Annotated in this window: 19 protein-coding genes; 18 read left to right on the top strand and 1 reads right to left on the bottom strand. The window is 48.7% G+C overall.

Annotated features, from left to right (window positions below; all coding sequences use genetic code 11):
• Positions 1-59 precede the first annotated feature (59 nt).
• From ABN764_RS07110 to ABN764_RS07045, 14 genes are all read left to right on the top strand, one after another.
• On the top strand, positions 60-629 hold the full coding sequence (locus ABN764_RS07110; protein ID WP_174808053.1) for a TIGR01440 family protein: 570 nt from the start codon (positions 60-62) through the stop codon (positions 627-629).
• Positions 630-780: 151 nt separating this feature from the next.
• Entirely contained in the window at positions 781-2,031 is a 1,251-nt protein-coding gene (gene glyA, locus ABN764_RS07105; RefSeq protein ID WP_021257182.1) for a serine hydroxymethyltransferase, read from the top strand.
• 472 nt (positions 2,032-2,503) lie between these two features.
• Positions 2,504-3,133, top strand: a complete 630-nt coding sequence (gene upp, locus ABN764_RS07100) for a uracil phosphoribosyltransferase (protein ID WP_005544846.1) — start codon at positions 2,504-2,506, stop codon at positions 3,131-3,133.
• 308 nt (positions 3,134-3,441) lie between these two features.
• Positions 3,442-4,596 (top strand): non-hydrolyzing UDP-N-acetylglucosamine 2-epimerase, encoded by a 1,155-nt coding sequence (wecB, locus tag ABN764_RS07095; RefSeq protein ID WP_268624089.1) that lies wholly within the window; start codon positions 3,442-3,444, stop codon positions 4,594-4,596.
• A 174-nt stretch (positions 4,597-4,770) separates the two neighbouring features.
• Positions 4,771-5,004, top strand: coding sequence for an AtpZ/AtpI family protein (locus ABN764_RS07090; RefSeq protein WP_044353145.1), 234 nt, complete (start codon positions 4,771-4,773; stop codon positions 5,002-5,004).
• Positions 4,997-5,377, top strand: a complete 381-nt coding sequence (locus ABN764_RS07085; RefSeq protein WP_021257179.1) for an ATP synthase subunit I — start codon at positions 4,997-4,999, stop codon at positions 5,375-5,377. The genes ABN764_RS07090 and ABN764_RS07085 overlap by 8 nt, the downstream gene beginning before the upstream one ends.
• 30 nt (positions 5,378-5,407) lie before the next feature.
• Positions 5,408-6,193 (top strand): F0F1 ATP synthase subunit A, encoded by a 786-nt coding sequence (gene atpB, locus ABN764_RS07080; RefSeq protein ID WP_021257178.1) that lies wholly within the window; start codon positions 5,408-5,410, stop codon positions 6,191-6,193.
• 100 nt (positions 6,194-6,293) lie between these two features.
• Positions 6,294-6,509 (top strand): F0F1 ATP synthase subunit C, encoded by a 216-nt coding sequence (atpE, locus tag ABN764_RS07075; protein ID WP_174811504.1) that lies wholly within the window; start codon positions 6,294-6,296, stop codon positions 6,507-6,509.
• Positions 6,510-6,599: 90 nt separating this feature from the next.
• Positions 6,600-7,085, top strand: coding sequence for a F0F1 ATP synthase subunit B (gene atpF, locus ABN764_RS07070; RefSeq protein ID WP_005544831.1), 486 nt, complete (start codon positions 6,600-6,602; stop codon positions 7,083-7,085).
• Complete coding sequence (locus ABN764_RS07065; RefSeq protein ID WP_028533392.1) at positions 7,082-7,630, top strand: F0F1 ATP synthase subunit delta; 549 nt, start codon at positions 7,082-7,084, stop codon at positions 7,628-7,630. Before atpF ends, ABN764_RS07065 begins: the two co-directional genes overlap by 4 nt.
• 78 nt (positions 7,631-7,708) lie before the next feature.
• Entirely contained in the window at positions 7,709-9,223 is a 1,515-nt protein-coding gene (gene atpA / locus ABN764_RS07060) for a F0F1 ATP synthase subunit alpha (RefSeq protein WP_021257175.1), read from the top strand.
• Between the two features lie 103 nt (positions 9,224-9,326).
• The gene (gene atpG, locus ABN764_RS07055; RefSeq protein WP_028533393.1) at positions 9,327-10,187 is read left to right on the top strand and encodes an ATP synthase F1 subunit gamma; all 861 of its coding nucleotides are present in this window, start codon (positions 9,327-9,329) and stop codon (positions 10,185-10,187) included.
• Positions 10,188-10,222: 35 nt separating this feature from the next.
• Entirely contained in the window at positions 10,223-11,629 is a 1,407-nt protein-coding gene (gene atpD, locus ABN764_RS07050) for a F0F1 ATP synthase subunit beta (protein WP_021257173.1), read from the top strand.
• A 66-nt stretch (positions 11,630-11,695) separates the two neighbouring features.
• Complete coding sequence (locus ABN764_RS07045; RefSeq protein WP_005544821.1) at positions 11,696-12,112, top strand: F0F1 ATP synthase subunit epsilon; 417 nt, start codon at positions 11,696-11,698, stop codon at positions 12,110-12,112.
• 99 nt (positions 12,113-12,211) lie between these two features.
• On the opposite strand, the gene ABN764_RS07040 is transcribed toward ABN764_RS07045, so the two are convergent.
• On the bottom strand, positions 12,212-12,865 hold the full coding sequence (locus tag ABN764_RS07040; RefSeq protein ID WP_446671424.1) for an SDR family NAD(P)-dependent oxidoreductase: 654 nt from the start codon (positions 12,863-12,865) through the stop codon (positions 12,212-12,214).
• Between the two features lie 671 nt (positions 12,866-13,536).
• Here ABN764_RS07040 and ABN764_RS07035 point away from each other — a divergent pair.
• The 4 genes from ABN764_RS07035 (at position 13,537) to ABN764_RS07020 (ending at position 18,127) form a co-directional block, all read left to right on the top strand.
• Positions 13,537-15,621 carry a serine hydrolase domain-containing protein gene (locus ABN764_RS07035; protein ID WP_446671423.1) on the top strand — a complete coding sequence of 695 codons (2,085 nt, stop codon included), beginning with the start codon at positions 13,537-13,539 and terminating at the stop codon, positions 15,619-15,621.
• Positions 15,622-16,116: 495 nt separating this feature from the next.
• Complete coding sequence (locus tag ABN764_RS07030; RefSeq protein WP_005544817.1) at positions 16,117-16,488, top strand: NADH-quinone oxidoreductase subunit A; 372 nt, start codon at positions 16,117-16,119, stop codon at positions 16,486-16,488.
• Complete coding sequence (locus ABN764_RS07025) at positions 16,473-16,991, top strand: NuoB/complex I 20 kDa subunit family protein (RefSeq protein WP_021257170.1); 519 nt, start codon at positions 16,473-16,475, stop codon at positions 16,989-16,991. Before ABN764_RS07030 ends, ABN764_RS07025 begins: the two co-directional genes overlap by 16 nt.
• Complete coding sequence (locus ABN764_RS07020; RefSeq protein ID WP_446671422.1) at positions 16,988-18,127, top strand: NADH-quinone oxidoreductase subunit C; 1,140 nt, start codon at positions 16,988-16,990, stop codon at positions 18,125-18,127. Before ABN764_RS07025 ends, ABN764_RS07020 begins: the two co-directional genes overlap by 4 nt.
• Positions 18,128-18,129: the final 2 nt, after the last annotated feature.

Genomic DNA, 18,129 nt, shown 5'->3' with positions numbered 1-18,129 from the left:
GCAGTATGAATGAGATCGAGAAGAACGAACATCAAGGGCCAGCATCGTCATTCTTGAAAATGGGGCAGGTTCGCGAGCAAGCAGAGGCAGCTGCACATGCCCTCGTTCGCGAGGCAGGGCTCAAGCCCGGGCAGCTAGTCGTCATTGGCTGCAGTACAAGCGAGGTGGCAGGTGCGCGCATTGGAACTTCGGGCGCAACGGATACCGCGCAGGCGATATTTGCCGGTCTCGACGTGCTCCGCTCAAGCTATGGCCTCGAGATTGCATTCCAATGCTGTGAGCATTTGAACCGCGCACTTGTTGTTGAACGCCGCACATTGGAGCGGCTCCGGCTGGTGGAAGTATCGGCAGTTCCGGTTCGGAAGGCGGGCGGATCGATGGCCGCTTATGCGTATCGCCAGCTGACTGATGCATGTCTCGCAGAAGAGATATGTGCCCATGCTGGCATCGATATCGGCGAGACGCTTATTGGCATGCATTTGCGCCGGGTAGCTGTTCCTCTGCGTACAGAAGTGCGATATATTGGCAAGGCGCGTGTCAATATGGCGAGGACGCGGCCGAAGCTTATAGGCGGGGAGCGGGCAGTCTATCAGCTTCCAACTGAGGATGGATTGTCTTCATGTGAATAGGAGCAGTGCTTGAATGCAGGCTGTTCACAATTATTTGCAGTGGGGCGGGAGAGCCAATGTTGCACTTTTATTACTGCTACGATAGAACCTTAACGCAGATGCGTTGTCATACATTGCAATAAGGGAATGAAAATGTGGGAGGGCTATGCCAATGGTAGATCATTTACGACAAGCAGATCCTGAAGTGTTGAAAGCAATGGACTTGGAGTTGCAGCGTCAGCGCAACAATATCGAGCTGATTGCTTCTGAAAACATCGTCAGTGAGGCGGTTATGGAAGCGATGGGGACGGTTCTGACGAACAAATACGCGGAAGGTTATCCAGGCAAACGCTACTATGGCGGCTGCGAGCACGTGGATATTGTTGAGGATATTGCCCGCAACCGTGCGAAGGAACTCTTCGGCGCTGAGCATGTCAATGTACAGCCGCACTCCGGTGCGCAAGCGAACATGGCTGTGTACTTGGCAGCATTGAAACCAGGAGATACCGTGCTTGGAATGGATTTGGCGCATGGTGGACACTTGACTCACGGAAGCCCTGTGAATGCATCTGGTTTGCTGTACAACTTTGTGGCTTACGGTGTGGAAGAAGATACGTTCCGTATTGATTATGATAAAGTGCGCAAGGCAGCATTCAAGCATCGTCCGAAAATGATCGTGGCAGGCGCAAGCGCTTATCCACGTATTATCGATTTTGAAGTACTTGGCCAAATTGCGAACGATGTAGGCGCTTTGTTCATGGTAGACATGGCGCATATCGCAGGATTGGTTGCCGCAGGACTTCATCCAAGCCCAGTACCGCACGCTCATTTCGTTACGACGACAACACATAAGACACTGCGCGGTCCGCGCGGAGGTATGATTATGTGCCGTCAAGCTTGGGCACAAGCGATCGATAAGGCTGTATTCCCAGGCACACAAGGCGGCCCGCTTATGCATGTGGTGGCTTCTAAGGCTGTTGCATTGGGCGAAGCACTGCAGCCATCGTTCAAACAGTATGCTGAGCAAGTGATCAAGAACGCGCAAGTATTGGCGAGTACGCTGGTTGAGGAAGGTTTGAGTATTGTATCTGGCGGTACAGACAACCATCTGATGCTGATCGATACGCGCAATATCAATATCACGGGTAAAGATGCGGAGAAAGTATTGGATTCCGTTGGCATTACCGTGAACAAGAACGCCATTCCATTCGATCCGACAAGTCCGTTCATAACGAGCGGTATTCGTATCGGAACACCAGCGGCGACATCCCGAGGCATGGATGAAGCAGCAATGCGCGTTATTGGTCAAGTCATTGCTATGACATTGAAGCAGCCACAGGATGAGGCTGTATTGAACAAAGCACGCGGTATGGTCAGCGATCTGACAGCTCAGTTCCCGTTGTACTCTACATTGAAATATTAATTAGGTAGGAAGACACGCCCTTTTGGCGGGTAGGACTCTTTTATTGCATATTTAATGGACAGAGCAGGTAATCACTCTTGAAGATGATCACCTGCTCTTTTTTGCGTAAATAGGCAGGGAGAACTCTCGATTTCGGTATAGGATGCCTAGGTAGTGTGCGAGAGCCTCAGCAGAGTAGAATCTCGACAATTTCCGATGTTTGCTGCATGACCATGTATAAGCTGTCTTCAACATGCTTAGAAATAGTACAGTGTGATCCTTTTGCACCGAGTTGTCGGAAATGTGAAAAATACCTCAAAAGTGCCTGCAAAACGTGCAGTGATAGGCTCGGAATGTTATAATAGAGCCTGTTTAGCTTAGATGAAGCCGGATAAGCTTGGCATGTACGGCTGTTCAAAGTAGGAATATCAGTTCAAATCATCACGTATTGAGATTAAAAGCAACGAGAGTAAAAGGCGGAGGGACACGAAATATGGGTAAACTGGTCATTTGCGATCATCCACTGATTCAACACAAATTGACATTGATTCGAGACAAAAAGACAACGACGAAGGACTTCCGCGAGCTCGTGGACGAAGTAGCAACTTTGATGGCGTATGAGATTACACGTGAACTGCCATTGCAAACGGTGACAGTCGAAACGCCAGTTGCCGAAACAGAGAGCAAAATGATCGCTGGCCGCATGCTGGGACTAATCCCTATTTTGCGTGCTGGACTAGGTATGGTAGAAGGCGTTGTAAAGCTGATTCCAGGTGCGAAGATCGGACATGTGGGCTTGTTCCGCGATCCTGAGACGCTTCAACCGGTTGAGTACTATACGAAGCTTCCTACAGACGTGACTGAGCGTCAATTGATCGTTATTGATCCAATGCTTGCTACAGGCGGATCGGCGATTGCGGCTATTGACGTGCTGAAGAAGCGCAGCTGCACGCAAATTAAATTGATGTGCCTCATTGCAGCGCCGGAAGGTGTCAAGGCTGTTCAAGAAGCACATCCGGACATCGACATTTATTTGGCGGCATTGGACGAGCGTCTGGACGATCACGGCTATATTGTTCCAGGTCTGGGTGACGCCGGCGACCGCTTGTTCGGCACAAAGTAGAAGAATTCGCTTTTGGATCACGAAGCAACTCAAGAGGCAATTCGGCATCGAATCATGCATTCACTCTCGAAGAACTTATGCTTACGAAGTATGTTTCCTGCGGAAACATTTTAGCTGCTCATGTAGTCTTTGTCTGCACTCTGCTGCTCCTTACAAGTTTTGCTCGGCAAAACTCGCTTCGGAAGCTCGGCTTCGAGTTCTTGCAACCTTCTCGGTGCTGAAAAGCGATCTTTTTGAGGTCAAAAAAATGATTTTAGAGCCAATAATGTATTGACTATTATGCAAGAAGAAAGACGGAGGATAAGACTATGTCCAAAGTGAAAGTAATGACGGTATTCGGTGTTCGTCCAGAAGCAATTAAGATGGCGCCGCTTATTCTGGAATTACAGAAGCATCCGGAACACATCGAATCCATCGTATGCGTCACGGCCCAACATCGTCAGATGTTGGACCAGGTGCTCGATGTGTTCAATATTAAGCCAGACTATGATCTGGACATTATGCAGGCGCGTCAGACGCTGAATGATATTTCCGTGCGTGTCCTTCAAGGATTGGAGCCTGTATTGCGTGAAGCGAAGCCAGATATTGTGCTTGTACATGGTGACACATTGACGACGTTCCTCGCCAGCTACGCGGCATTCATGCAGCAGATTAAGGTAGGGCACGTTGAAGCGGGACTTCGTACATGGAATAAGCTTTCTCCGTTCCCGGAAGAAATGAATCGCCAATTGACAGGCGTTTTGGCTGATTTGCACTTTGCGCCTACCGATTGGTCGGCAAGCAATTTGCGTAAAGAAAATAAGCAAGATGCATCGATATTTGTCACAGGCAACACAGTTACAGATGTGTTTCAATATACAGTACGATCTGACTACAAGCATGAGGTGCTCGATTGGGCGCAAGGCAAACGTCTAGTATTGATGACTGCACATCGCCGCGAATCACAAGGTGAGCCGCATCGCAACATTTTCCGTGCTGTTCGCCGTATTGCAGACGAATTTGAAGACATCGCTATCGTATATCCGGTACATCCAAGTCCGGCTGTACGTGAACCGGCTCATGAGATGCTGGGAGATCACCCGCGCATTAAGCTGATAGAACCGCTTGATGTGGTTGACCTCCACAACTTCTATCCGCACACGCATCTCATCCTTACCGATTCAGGCGGTCTTCAGGAGGAAGCACCGTCATTTGGCATTCCTGTGCTTGTCCTCCGCGAAACTACCGAACGACCGGAAGGCATTGATGCAGGAACACTGGAATTGGTCGGCACGAATGAAGAGAAAGTGTACGCGCGTGCGAAGGCGCTGTTGTCGGACGAAACGACATATGCACGCATGAGCAAGGCTGCAAACCCTTATGGGGATGGCAAAGCGTCCCAAAGGATCGTCAGTGCGATTCTTCACAGTTTTGGGGTTCAAGAAGAGCGTCCGGAGCCATTTCACACAAAGTTCACAAATTGATAGATGACACTCTTCTATGAGGGAAGGCACCAGCATACAGTGATACTGTACGGTTTACGCGGATTTTCGAAGCTTGAAAGCGAATGTATATCGTTTTCATCCTTGTTGTTACGCGGTTTTTATCAATTGACAAAGACTCGTAATCTTAAGTAAAATGAATGGGAATTATAGGCTATGAAAATGTCGAATCGTAACGATCGCCCATGGCTGGTCGCCCTCTCTATTAGTGGAGCGGGTGTCTTGCTTGCCTTGTACATACTCTTAGGCTTTTACGCGGGGAAGTGGATCGCGAATGCGTCTAATGGGTCCAAGCTCTGGCTTGGAGTAGGGAGTATCGTCGGGCTATGCCTTGGCATCGTCAATATCATCTACTTAGTAAAGAAGTTCATGGGGGAACAAAATGAATGATATGGCTTCCATGGTTCGTGCCGTTACGAGAGTAACGCTCCTCTTGTTGTCTGCGTTCATCCTCGGTTGGGCTGTAGCGCCGGAATACCGGATATATACGGCTGGACTGACACTGGGAACTGCGGCAGGGCTGGCCTATGCTCACTATTTGTCTATCAAAGTTAGACAGATTGCAGAGATGGCTGCTAGTCAAGAGAAGAGGCGGTACAGCTTTGGATTTGTAACTCGGATGTGCATTGTACTCTTGGCAGTCATGTTCGCCATTAAGTTCGAACAGCACATATCCCTTGTGGCGACAATTGTCGGATTTTTCATTACTCAGTTATTGTCGATTTTCGTTAGTATAATTTGGGCAAGCAAAAAGAAAGTGTAAGCAGTCTATTGGAAAGGGGTGAACACATTTATGCACTCAGCACCGATTATCGAGGTTATGGGACTGCACCTGGATTTGTCCATCATCTTCACGCTACTTCTTAGCGGAATCATTACCTTTATTATTGCCCGGCTCGCTGTTCGCAATCTTTCGGTTGAAAAGCCTTCCAAGATGCAGAACTTCTTGGAGTGGGTTGTCGAATTCGTGCACGGCATTATCGGTAGTGCGATGCCGCTGAAGAAGGGGAAGGCATTCATCTCATTAGGGATGACGCTTATCTTGTTTATTTTCGTATCTAACGTACTAGGATTGCCGTTCGCAGTGATTACCGAAGCGCACCATCCGGTGTCTATCTTCGGTCACGAGATTGTAGCAACTAGTCAGGCGGCATTCGATGAGCTTGCAGCTAAGGGGAAACCTGAACACGTCCACTTGTTGTGGTATAAGTCGCCAACGGCTGACGTATCCGTAACATTCGGTCTGGCGTTCTTGGTTTTCATTCTCGTGAACTACCTAGGCCTCAAGAACAATCGGAAGCACTACTTGAAGCACTATATCGAGCCATTCCCAATCTTCCTTCCATTGAACATCGTGGAGAACTTGGCGAAGCCAATTGCGCTTGGTATCCGGTTGTACGCGAACATCTTCGCGGGTGAGGTACTGATATCCACGCTCATTGGAGCAGGGGTATTCGGTCTACCATTCCTCGCGGCATGGCAAGGCTTCAGTATATTTATCGGCGCGCTCCAAGCCTTCATCTTCACGATGTTGACAATGGTATACATCGCGCAGGCATCTGTACATGAAGAACATTAACAAACTCTGCCGAGTCCCATACTGAGTTATGGGCAACTTCGGGTGAGACATATAAACAAAGCAATTCAATAATACATGAATTTTGAGGAGGACTTTTCTAATGAATTTGTTAGCAGCAGCAATTGCAGTAGGTTTGGGCGCTTTGGGCGCAGGTCTTGGTAACGGTATGATCGTTAGCCGCACAGTTGAGTCGATTGCTCGTCAACCAGAAGCTCGTAACATGTTGCAAACGACAATGTTTATCGGTGTTGGTATCGTCGAGGTTATTCCGCTCGCAGCTACAGTTATCGCGTTCTTGGCAATGTTCTCTTCTTAATGAATAGACAAACGGTTTGGCGGGGAAGGCCGATGCCATCCGCGCCTTCGTTTTGTTAGCACGTCATGTTAACGGAAAGGAGTGACTGTAGTGAGTTTTGTTTGGGAAAATTTCGTGTGGGCGATCCTTGCTTTCTTAATCCTATATTTCTTACTTCAAAAGTACGCGTTCGGACCATTGTTCGACGTGATGGAGAAACGCCGCGAGCTCGTGCAACAGCAATTGGATGAAGCGGCGAATAGCCGTTCACAGGCACAAGTATACGTAGAAGAACAGAAGGAAGCTCTTGCTACAGCGCGCAAAGATGCGTATGACATCATCGAACAAGCGAAACAAACGAGCGTTCGTCAAGCAGACGAGATTATCGGCGGCGCGAAGAGCGAGGCTGTTCGTCTGAAGGAAGAAGCAGCTCGCGATATCGAGAGCGAGAAGAACAAGGCAGTTGCCGCTCTTCGCGAAGAAGTGGGCAACATGTCCGTTGCAATCGCATCGAAGATCTTGGAGAAGCAAGTTGACGAGAAAGATCAAGAGCAATTGGTCGGCCAATACCTGAAAGAGGTAGGAGGCAAACAATGAGCCAGAACATCGTAATCGCCAAGCGTTATGCCAAAGCGTTGTTCGAACTTGCTCAGGAGCGTCAACTGGTCTCAGAAACGGAACAGCAGTTGAAAGATACTGCGGAATTGGTGAAAGCCAATCATGAATTGTACCTTATTCTGACGTCGCCGAATATTGGTCATGCCGAGAAGTCAGCAGTACTTAGCAAAGTACTGGACGGTCACGTATCTGATATCGTGTTGAACATGGTTCAGCTGCTTATCGAACGTGGGCGCATTGACGCACTGCGCGAGATTGCGGACAGCTATGTTCGCATTGCTGGCGAAGCACTCGGCGTTCTGGATGCAACAGTGACATCCGCTTATCCGCTTGATGAATCGGAGAAGGAAGCTGTCGCTGCTGAATTCGGTCAGAAACTAGGCAAGACGATTCGCGTTCATAACGTTGTTGACGCATCCGTAATCGGAGGCTTGCAAGTCCGCATTCGGGATCACCTGTATGACGGCAGCTTGTCCGGCAAGTTGGAACGCCTAAATAGATCATTGAAATCGCAAGCGCAGTAGTTCTTATCGAGACTGTTCAAGAAGTCCGTTTTTGAACTCTCATTTACTATTTAGCACGGAAGAATGGGGTGAAGCGAGTTGAGCATCAGACCTGATGAAATCAGTACACTGATTAAAAGTCAAATCGAACAATATAAATCGGAGATCGAAGTGGCGGAAGTCGGTACGGTCATTAATGTTGGTGACGGTATTGCCCGTGTACACGGACTAGAGCAATGTATGTCCGGCGAGTTGCTCGAATTCTCTAACGGCGTTATGGGTATGGCCCTCAACTTGGAGGAGAATAACGTTGGTATCGTAATTCTTGGACCTTACAAAGACATTCGCGAAGGTGACCAAGTAAAGCGTACAGGCCGCATCATGGAAGTTCCAGTCGGTGAAGCGCTGCTTGGACGCGTTGTCAATCCGCTCGGCCAGCCAGTAGACGGCAAAGGCCCAATCGCTACGACGGAATTCCGTCCAGTCGAATCCAATGCACCAGGCGTTATCGACCGTAAATCGGTACATGAGCCGATGCAAACGGGTATTAAAGCGATTGACTCCATGGTTCCAATCGGCCGCGGTCAGCGTGAGCTGATCATCGGTGACCGTCAAACAGGTAAGACAACGATCGCAATCGATACGATCATTAACCAAAAAGGCAACGGCGTGAAATGTATTTACGTCGCAATCGGCCAAAAGCAATCTACAGTTGCACAAGTTGTAGAAACACTTCGTCGTCATGGCGCATTGGAGTACACAATCGTGGTTACAGCATCGGCATCCGAGCCAGCACCGCTTCTGTTCTTGGCTCCATATGCAGGCGTCTCCATGGGCGAGTACTTCATGTACAAAGGCGAGCACGTGCTCGTAATCTATGATGACTTGTCGAAGCAAGCTGCGGCTTACCGCGAATTGTCCTTGCTCCTTCGCCGTCCTCCAGGCCGTGAGGCATATCCTGGTGACGTATTCTACTTGCACTCCCGCTTGCTGGAGCGCGCTGCGAAGCTGAGCGACGAGAATGGCGGCGGTTCTTTGACTGCATTGCCATTTATCGAAACACAAGCATCTGACGTATCGGCTTACATTCCGACGAACGTAATCTCGATTACCGACGGACAAATTTTCTTGGAAGCTGACCTGTTCTATTCCGGTCAACGTCCAGCGATTAACGTAGGTATTTCTGTATCCCGTGTTGGTGGTTCCGCACAGATCAAGGCGATGAAGAAGGTAGCAGGTACACTTCGTCTCGACTTGGCACAATATCGTGAATTGCAAGCCTTCTCCCAATTCGGATCCGATTTGGATAAGTCAACGCTTGCCCGCTTGAACCGTGGTGAGCGCTTGATGGAAATTCTGAAGCAAGGTGTCAACCAGCCGCTTCCAGTAGAGAAGCAAGTTGTCAGCTTGTATATAGCGACGAGAGGGCACCTGGATGAAATTCCAGTTGCAGATATTCAACGCTTCGAGAATGAATTCCATGCTTACTTGGCAAGTAACCAAGATAGCATCTACCAATCGATCAGCGATACGAAAGACTTGGTAAAAGAAAACGAAGACGCACTGGTTGAAGCGGTAACGAAATTCAAAAAGAGCTTCGCCGTGTCCGTGTAATAGATAGAAGTTGACTGCAGCTGGGAAGCCTCAGGGCTCCCAGTGCGCATTCGAAGAAGTCCGCTTTGCCCTGCGCAAAGCGCTAAAGGCAGGTGAGATGGAAGTGGCTAAAGGAATTCTCGAGATTAAGCGCCAGATCAAGAGCGTGCAGAGCACGAAGCAGATCACGAAGGCGATGGAGATGGTTGGTGCGGCGAAGCTGCGCCGTGCACAATCGAAGGCTGAGGCAGCTCGTCCTTATGCGGATAAGCTGAAGGAGGTCGTCTCCAGCATTGCGGCTGGTACGCAAGGGATTTCCCACCCGATGCTAGAGAAGCGTCCTGTGAAGAAGACGGGATATCTCGTTATCACATCCGACGGTGGCTTGAAGGGCGGCTACAATGCCAACGTGCTTCGTAAGGTCATGGTGACGATGCAGGAAAACAAGCTGACGAAGGATGATATCGTATTATTCGTCATCGGACGCAAGGGTCGTGATTACTTCCGCAGAAGAGGATTTAATATCGTGGAGGCTGTTACGGAGTTGCCGGACACGCCTACATTTGCAGATATTAAGTCTATCGCATACAACGCCGTGAAATATTTCGAAGAGCACAAGTATGATGAACTGATTCTGTTCTATAACGAATTCGTGAACGCAATCACACAGGTGCCGGTAGAGAAAAAACTCTTGCCGCTTGATGATGAAGCGTTTAACGGTCCAGTAACATCGTATGAATATGAGCCTTCTGCTGAAGAAGTGCTCGGGCAGTTGCTGCCGAAGTATGCGGAGACACTCATTTACAGTGCGCTCCTCGATGCGAAGGCAAGTGAGTTCGGCGCGCAGATGACCGCGATGGGCAGTGCGACGAAGAACGCAACGAAGATGATCAACTCGCTGACGCTCGTGTACAACCGTGCACGCCAAGCGGCGATTACGCAGGAAATTTCGGAAATTGTAGCAGGGGCAAACGCTCAGGCTTAATCGGAAATGCATGTTTGAAAGTAGGAGGGAACGAGATGAGTAAAGGACGCGTGATTAGCGTAATGGGTCCGGTTGTCGACATTGAGTTCGAACGTGGACAACTGCCTGAAATTTTGAACGCGATCAAGATTGAGCAGAAGTCGACAACTGCCGGCGCGCCTGACATCAACTTGACGTTGGAAGCATCGGTTCACTTGGGTGACAACGTAGTTCGCTGCGTTGCGATGTCTTCTACAGACGGCTTGATTCGCGGCATGGAAGCGTCAGATCTTGGCGCTCCAATTACAGTACCGGTAGGCGAAGTGACGTTGGGTCGTGTATTCAACGTGCTTGGTGAAGCAATTGATAATGCGGGCGACGTTGTAAAAGAAACAGTTAGCCCGATTCATAAAGAAGCTCCTAAGTTTGATGAGCTTTCCACGCAAGCGGAAATTCTCGAAACAGGGATCAAAGTTATCGACTTGCTGGCTCCTTATGTGAAGGGCGGTAAGATCGGTCTGTTCGGCGGTGCCGGCGTAGGTAAAACGGTAACGATCCAAGAGCTGATCAACAACATCGCGCAGGAGCACGGCGGTATTTCCGTATTTGCGGGTGTCGGCGAGCGTACGCGCGAAGGTAACGACTTGTACCATGAAATGAAGGATTCCGGCGTTATCAGCAAAACGGCGATGGTATTCGGTCAGATGAATGAGCCGCCAGGAGCACGCTTGCGCGTTGCCTTGACGGGTCTGACAATGGCTGAACATTTCCGTGATGAAGAAGGCAAGGACGTTCTCTTGTTCATCGATAACATCTTCCGCTTTACACAAGCGGGTTCCGAAGTATCCGCCTTGCTCGGCCGCATGCCTTCCGCGGTAGGTTACCAACCGACATTGGCTACGGAAATGGGTCAGTTGCAAGAACGTATTACTTCAACGAAAAAAGGTTCTGTAACATCTATCCAGGCGATCTACGTTCCTGCGGATGACTACACAGACCCAGCTCCAGCTACGACGTTTGCTCACTTGGATGCAACGACGAACTTGGAGCGTAAAATTTCCGAGATGGGTATCTTCCCTGCGGTTGATCCGCTTGCATCCTCATCCCGGATCTTGGCACCAGACATTGTAGGTGAAGAGCACTATCATGTCGCACAAGGTGTTAAGCGCCTCTTGCAGCGCTATAAAGAGCTTCAAGATATTATCGCAATCCTTGGTATGGACGAGTTGTCCGAAGAAGATAAGTTGACGGTTGCGCGCGCGCGCAAAATTCAACGCTTCTTGTCTCAACCGTTCCACGTTGCGGAACAATTTACGGGTCTTGCTGGTAAATACGTACCAGTTAAAGAAACAGTACGCAGCTTCAAGGAAATCCTGGACGGCAAGCATGATGACCTTCCAGAAGCAGCCTTCTTGTACGTTGGTACAATCGAAGAAGCTGTGGAAAAAGCAAAGACGCTGTAAGCGGCTTGACGTGAAACGGGCTGTCTATTGCTAAGGCATGGACAGAACGGAAGGAGGAAACCGCAGTTGAGCACCTTTTTGTTGGAAATCGTTACACCGGAGCACAAAGTGTTCGAACAGCAGGTGGACATGATTAGCGTCAAGGGCGTCGAAGGAGATCTCGGTATTTTGGCGAACCATATTCCGATGGTTACGCCGCTTCGCATTGGTCCAATGAAGATCAAAGAAGGCGGCAAGGAGCATTGGATTGCGGTTCATGGCGGATTTGTTGAAGTACGTAAGGACAAAGTCGTTGTGCTTGCAGAAAGCGCGGAAATGCCGGAAGACATCGATGTGGAACGTGCCAAGGCAGCGAAAGCCCGGGCGGAGCAACGTTTGGCGATGGCTGCACGGAGCAAGCAGGATTCCCTGGACTTCCGTCGTGCGGAATTGTCGCTCCAACGTGCCGTGACGCGGATTAAAGTCTCGCAAAAAGAATGGTAATCATGATATAAATCGAAGAAGAGCTGTTCCAGGACCCTCAGGTTTTGGAACAGCTCTTTTTTCATAAGGAATATTTTTTCATCATTTATATGAGCTTGATTATGGCTTTAACATAACCTCAGCCTCAGAGCGCTTCGTATGCATGCTGTAGAAGGCTTCTCCAACCAACTGTGGGTCAAAGGAGGTATTTGGCTGGACGAAGCCGCAGACGGTCAATGTGCCAGCATAGAGACCATATTGCTTGAACTCATCATGTAGGCTGAGGGCAAGGCTGCGCAGACCAGATTTCCCGACACCGAGAGATGCCAGTGATGGTGTCGGCTGCAGTGCTTGTCCACCACCCGTCAGCAGGTATGAACCTGTACCGCGCGTTTTCATGCCCGGAAGAATACATTGGGCAGTCGTCAACGCTCCTACTACGTTAACCTTGAAGTCTTCGATCATATCAGAAGGCTGTACTTCAGAGGGAAGTCCAGGTGCATGGGCAGAGGCGTTGTATACGACGGCCTCAGGCGTGCCGTACTCTGTTTCAAGTGCTGACAGTGTTTGACGAAGAGCAGCTTCGTCGCTAGTAAGTGCGACAGCCCCTGCCGCTTCAATATTCATATCATGCAGGATGTCTTTCATTTGCTCTAGCGTATCCGATTCTCGCGTAATGAGAACAGGAAGGTAACCACGTTGTCCAAATGACTTGGCAATGCCAAGTCCGATGCCGCAGCCGGCGCCGACGATCCAAATCATCGGTTGTGTCATATTATCGTTCAACCCCTTGTTGTATGATCCGATGTATGGATATTGTAAACCGAATATGTAGCAGAGTTCAAAACCATTTTTCACATAACCCGTCATTCATCGGAAAATAAATTTTGGAAAATATCATTTTATTGCTTGACGCATGTACGGGGTCTGATTATAATAAAGACAGTTAATATTGATAATCATTCTCAAATGAAGGTTATCAATTAACCTCATCAAGTGTACGTTCGGGAAGGCTGCTTCTTGAACTGTCACATCAAGTGAAATTTCCTTCTTCTTGGTTCTTTTGATTTTCAGTAGGTTGGTTAATTGTAGGTAGTTTCCTCATCCTCCGTGAGCTGTGGCCGGATCGCAGCTCTCTTTTTTTTTGCCCTCATTTCCACGCCCAGCTAAATGGATGGTCACTGCTCAATAGAGTGAATCTAGGTTAAGGCTGAGCTGAATTGAAAATGAGCTATATGAGTTGAATATAAGTTGGATATAAGTTGAATGTAACTTGTACTGGAATACGTCGAAGCTGGCCCGTGGAATACGGGCATTCATTGGCCCCTTTTTTGATCTGAGGATCAGAAAGGGGCTTTATTGTTTCTCTGTTTTTAATTTTGTAATGAACGAATCAAAAAGGAAAATCGTACTAACTACAGATTCGCAATAAGGAGGAATTTGTAATGAGAAAAAGATTCCCTAGGATACTTGAACTAACCCTTGCGCTGTCGATGATTGTTCCGTCAGCAGTAATGGCGTCCCCAACAGGCAATAGTAATGTCGCAGCAGTCACTCAGAGACTAGAACAGATCGCGGCGGAGAAAGCTGCTCTTCTCACTAAAATGGGGACAGTCAGTGTACAATATGCACTGATTGACAACGGCAAGATTACGGTGTCCGGCCAGGCTGGCATCAACGATAGAGAAGGGAAGAAGCCGTTGACCAAGGATACGATGTATGGCATCGGCTCAACGAGCAAAGTGTTCACGGCCGCAGCCGTCATGAAGCTAGTGGACGAGGGGAAGATTGACCTCGATGCGCCCTTGATCAACTATATTCCCGATTTCACAATGGAGGATGAACGGTATAAGCAGATCACACCGCGCATGTTGCTGAACCATTCCTCTGGCTTGCAAGGAGGCTCCAGTTACGGCAACGCCTTCCTGTTCAAGGACAATGATACCTATCCGCATGATACGTTGCTTAAACAATTATCAACGCAAAGCCTAAAAGCAAATCCAGGTGCGTTTTCTGTTTACTGTAACGACGGCTTCACACTAGCTGAGATTCTGGTAGAGAGAGTTAGCGGCATGAGCTTTACAGCATTTATACACAACTATTTTACGGAACCATTGAAGTTGAGCCATACGAAGACATCGCAGGACGTATTGGAACAAGATAAGTTGGCGGGGCTCTATTTCCCTTTCTACCAAGGACAGCTTCCAAATGAAACCGTCAATGCGATTGGGACAGGGGGGATTTATTCTACGGCGGAAGATTTGGTGAGATTCTCTCAACTGTTTACGGGTGAGATGAAGGGTGTTCTCTCTGACAAGGCGGTACAGGCGATGGCGAATGAGGAATACAAGAGGGGCCTGTGGCCGGAAGATACGGATAATAGTTTCAACTACGGTCTCGGCTGGGACAGCGTGAAGCTGTTCCCATTCAATGAATATGGATTGAAGGGATTAGCTAAAGGCGGCGATACGATGCTGTATCATGCTTCCCTCGTCGTGCTTCCAGAACTGAAGATGGCAGCAGCAGTGTTGACTTCTGGCGGTTCTAGCATGACTAATGAGATGCTGGCGAACGACTTGCTGCTGCAAGCGCTGAAGGAGAAGGGGGCAATTAAAACGATAAAACCGGAGAAATCCTTCGGCAAGCCGGTAAAGGCGGGAATGCCTGCTGAGGTGGCGAATCAGGCTGGTTATTATGGTACTAGAAATCAGCAAGTGAAGGTTGAGATCAAGAAGGACGGTGAACTGACTTTGCCGTTAATGACTCTCATTGATCATTCGAAAGAAAAGTATGTGTACACATCGGATGGAAGCTTCATCAATGAGAATGGAACTTCCAAGGTCAGTTTTGTAACCGAGAAGAATGGCCGCACATACATCTGGGTGAGAGAATATATGACAATGCCAGGTCTGGGACAGTTTGTACTGTCGCACTATGCAGCAGAAAAATTGGAAGAGAACAAGCTCTCTAAGGAGACTGCTGAGACTTGGGAGAAGCGAAAAGGCATTACGTTCTATCAAGTAAACGAGAAATATACCTCCATTCTGTATTTCTTGATGAAACCGACGATACAAATAGTCCTTACTGATGAACTGCCAGGTTATCTAGGGGACAAAAAAATTACAGGTTCAAACACGGCCGCAAGCCAGCTTAATATTCCGGGCATGCTGGGCGGTCGGGATCTGGCGGAATCCAGATTCTTCTCTCAAGACGGAGTCGAATATATGGAGGAGGCCGGCAAATTGTATATCAGCGGTGCCAACGTTAGCCCTCTCTATAAAGGAACAAGCTCCGCTGTCACGCTGCAAGCGAACGGGCACGCAAGATGGTATACAGTTCCAGATGCAGCTGCAGGCAAGACGATGACTGTTGCGCTACCGGCGAAGGGTGGATTCGTGGTCTATAACGAGCAAGGCCTACCAGTTAACTTTACAGTTGTCAGCGGCAATAACGAAGTGACGCTGCCTAAGAATGGCACAATCGTCTTTGCTGGTGTACCAGGCTCGGAATTTGGCATTACATTGAAATAAACCAAACGATAGATAATGGAACGGCGACAGCGGCATGCACGCGATAGTTGAAGTAAGCTGAGCCGCTTCCTGGATCTATCTAATCTGAAGTGCACTCTTTATAGTAGTCATTGGGTAGACACCTCTGTGTCATATCTGATGAATGTCTATAAGGAGTGCATTTTTGGTTTTTACACGATATAATTCCATAGCTCAGCCAGTGGTCGCATTCAGTGAGGGGAAAGAAGCATATCTGCTGATTGGTTACTCTCCTGAGACTCCAGAGCTGCTCGAGCTCCCAGATGTTCATAAAACATTCACCAGCTGATCTTCTATCGTTCTCCTTATGTGAATATGTATATAACCAAAACCGAACAACTTTTCATAAAACTGTCCAAAAGGTGGTATTAATTGCATAGACGGAGTTGGTAGGTTTTGTTATAATTGTGGCGGGTTTATTACAAAATTCTCTATTTTTTTGCAAAATGGCAGTTGCTGCGGCGGAGGGGATGACTTTTGGAACAGTACATCAACAATTACGTCATTGTGGCCATTTTTATTGCACTCGGTATTTTATTGCCGGTTGTCGCACTGACGGTAGGGAGATGGCTTAGACCAAAGAAGCCGACAGATATGAAGCAAACAACTTATGAAAGCGGTAACGAACCTGTTGGTGTCGGACAAGTCCGATTCAACGTACGGTACTATTTGTTTGCGCTCATGTTTGTCATTTTTGATGTCGAAACCGTTTTCTTGTATCCATGGGCGGTTGCATACAATCAGCTTGGATTGTTTGCACTTGTCGAAATGTTGATTTTCGTCGGATTGCTGTTGGTTGGATTAATTTACGCCTGGAAAAAGAAGGTGCTTCAATGGGACTCACTTTAGAATCAATTACGCCGGAAGAACGGCAGGAGTTGGAACGCAATGTGTTCTTTGGCACGCTTGAACAGTTGAAGGCATGGGCTCGCAGTAATTCATTATGGCCGCTTACGTTCGGTCTTGCCTGCTGCGCAATCGAGATGATGGGGACGGGAGCGTCGCACTACGACTTGGATCGCTTCGGCGTTATCTTTCGAACGTCTCCAAGACAATCGGATGTTATGATCGTATCTGGTACAGTCACGAAGAAGATGGGGCCGCTCTTGAAGCGTCTGTATGATCAAATGCCTGAGCCGAAATGGGTCATCGCAATGGGATCATGCGCGACGGCTGGAGGGCCGTACGTGAAGTCGTATTCAGTCGTCAAAGGCGTGGATCAGATAGTGCCTGTTGATGTTTATATTCCAGGCTGCCCGCCGAATCCTGCGGCCCTTATCTACGGCATCAACAAGCTGCAAGAGAAAATCCGCTATGAGGCGAAAACCGGAAAGCGGGTGACGAATCGATGAGCGAGGAACAAGAGAAGGACAAGACAACTGAAGAACAATCCTCTGAGCAACGATCGAAGCAAGAATCAAATACGGAATCTAATTCGATTCCAGAATCGAAACCAGAATCGAATCTAGGTTCAAAACCGGATTTAGATGAAGCAACAGCAAGTGAAGGAATCAAGACCGCAGCAGGAGAAAAGTCCGAAGTGAAAGCGGATGAACCGCAAGTGCCAGTTCAGGCGGCATCAGATGTGGAGACCGTCCCTGAAGTGCCAGCGCAGAAGCTAGAGACGGTCGAAGGGACAGTAGAAGAGCAGAAGAAAGCGGCAGCACTACAAGATGATCCAGTGGCTCCTGCATCTGCTGAATCCCAAGAGCATGCGGATGCGACGAAGGAGGTTTCCGTAACAGCGGAAACGGAGAAGCCGAAGCGTGCCCCTTTGACGGAAGAGGAGAAGGCTGCGCGAATTCAAGCGGCTGCTGAGGCGCGCACGGCGCGGGCGAAGGCAGCAGAAGGCGGTAGTGAAACATCGACTACAGCCGATGCAGCAGCTCGTCCACCAAGAGCGCGTGCGAAGGAAGACGGTACAGGGGATGCTGCGGAGAAGCCAGAACGGCCCGCACGAGCGCCTCGGGTTAAGGCAGATGAAGAACCGCCAAAGCCGAAAGAGCCCTCACCCAAACAGCCAGTTCTTGATCAGCTCATAGCCTTGCTTAAGGCCGAAGTCGCAGAGGATGCGGTTGAAGAGGCGGCTATCAATGAAGTCAATGATCATTTGCCAACGGTAACGGTGAAAAATGAACATTGGCTGGTAGCAGCTCAGCTGCTTCGTGAACATAAAGATTGGTCGTGTGACTATTTGCGTAATTTATCCGGCATTGACCAGGAAACTCATTTAGAAGTAATCTATCATCTTATCAATTTAAGCACGAAAGCAGAGGTTGCTGTTCGTGTAAAGACAGATCGCGAGGTGCCTTCCATCGTATCGGTAACGCCTATATGGCCTACTGCGAACTGGAATGAGCGCGAAGTTTACGACTTGTTGGGCATTTCGTTTCCGGGACATCCCGACTTGCGTCGCATCATGATGCCGGATGACTGGGTTGGACATCCGCTTCGCAAAGACTACGTGCCGTTAGATTCGGAGGTGTAACC

The sequence above is a fragment of the Paenibacillus wuxiensis genome (assembly GCF_040195695.1).
Lineage (GTDB): Bacteria > Bacillota > Bacilli > Paenibacillales > Paenibacillaceae > Paenibacillus_B > Paenibacillus_B suaedae.
This window is presented reverse-complemented; position numbering and strand designations above follow the sequence as displayed.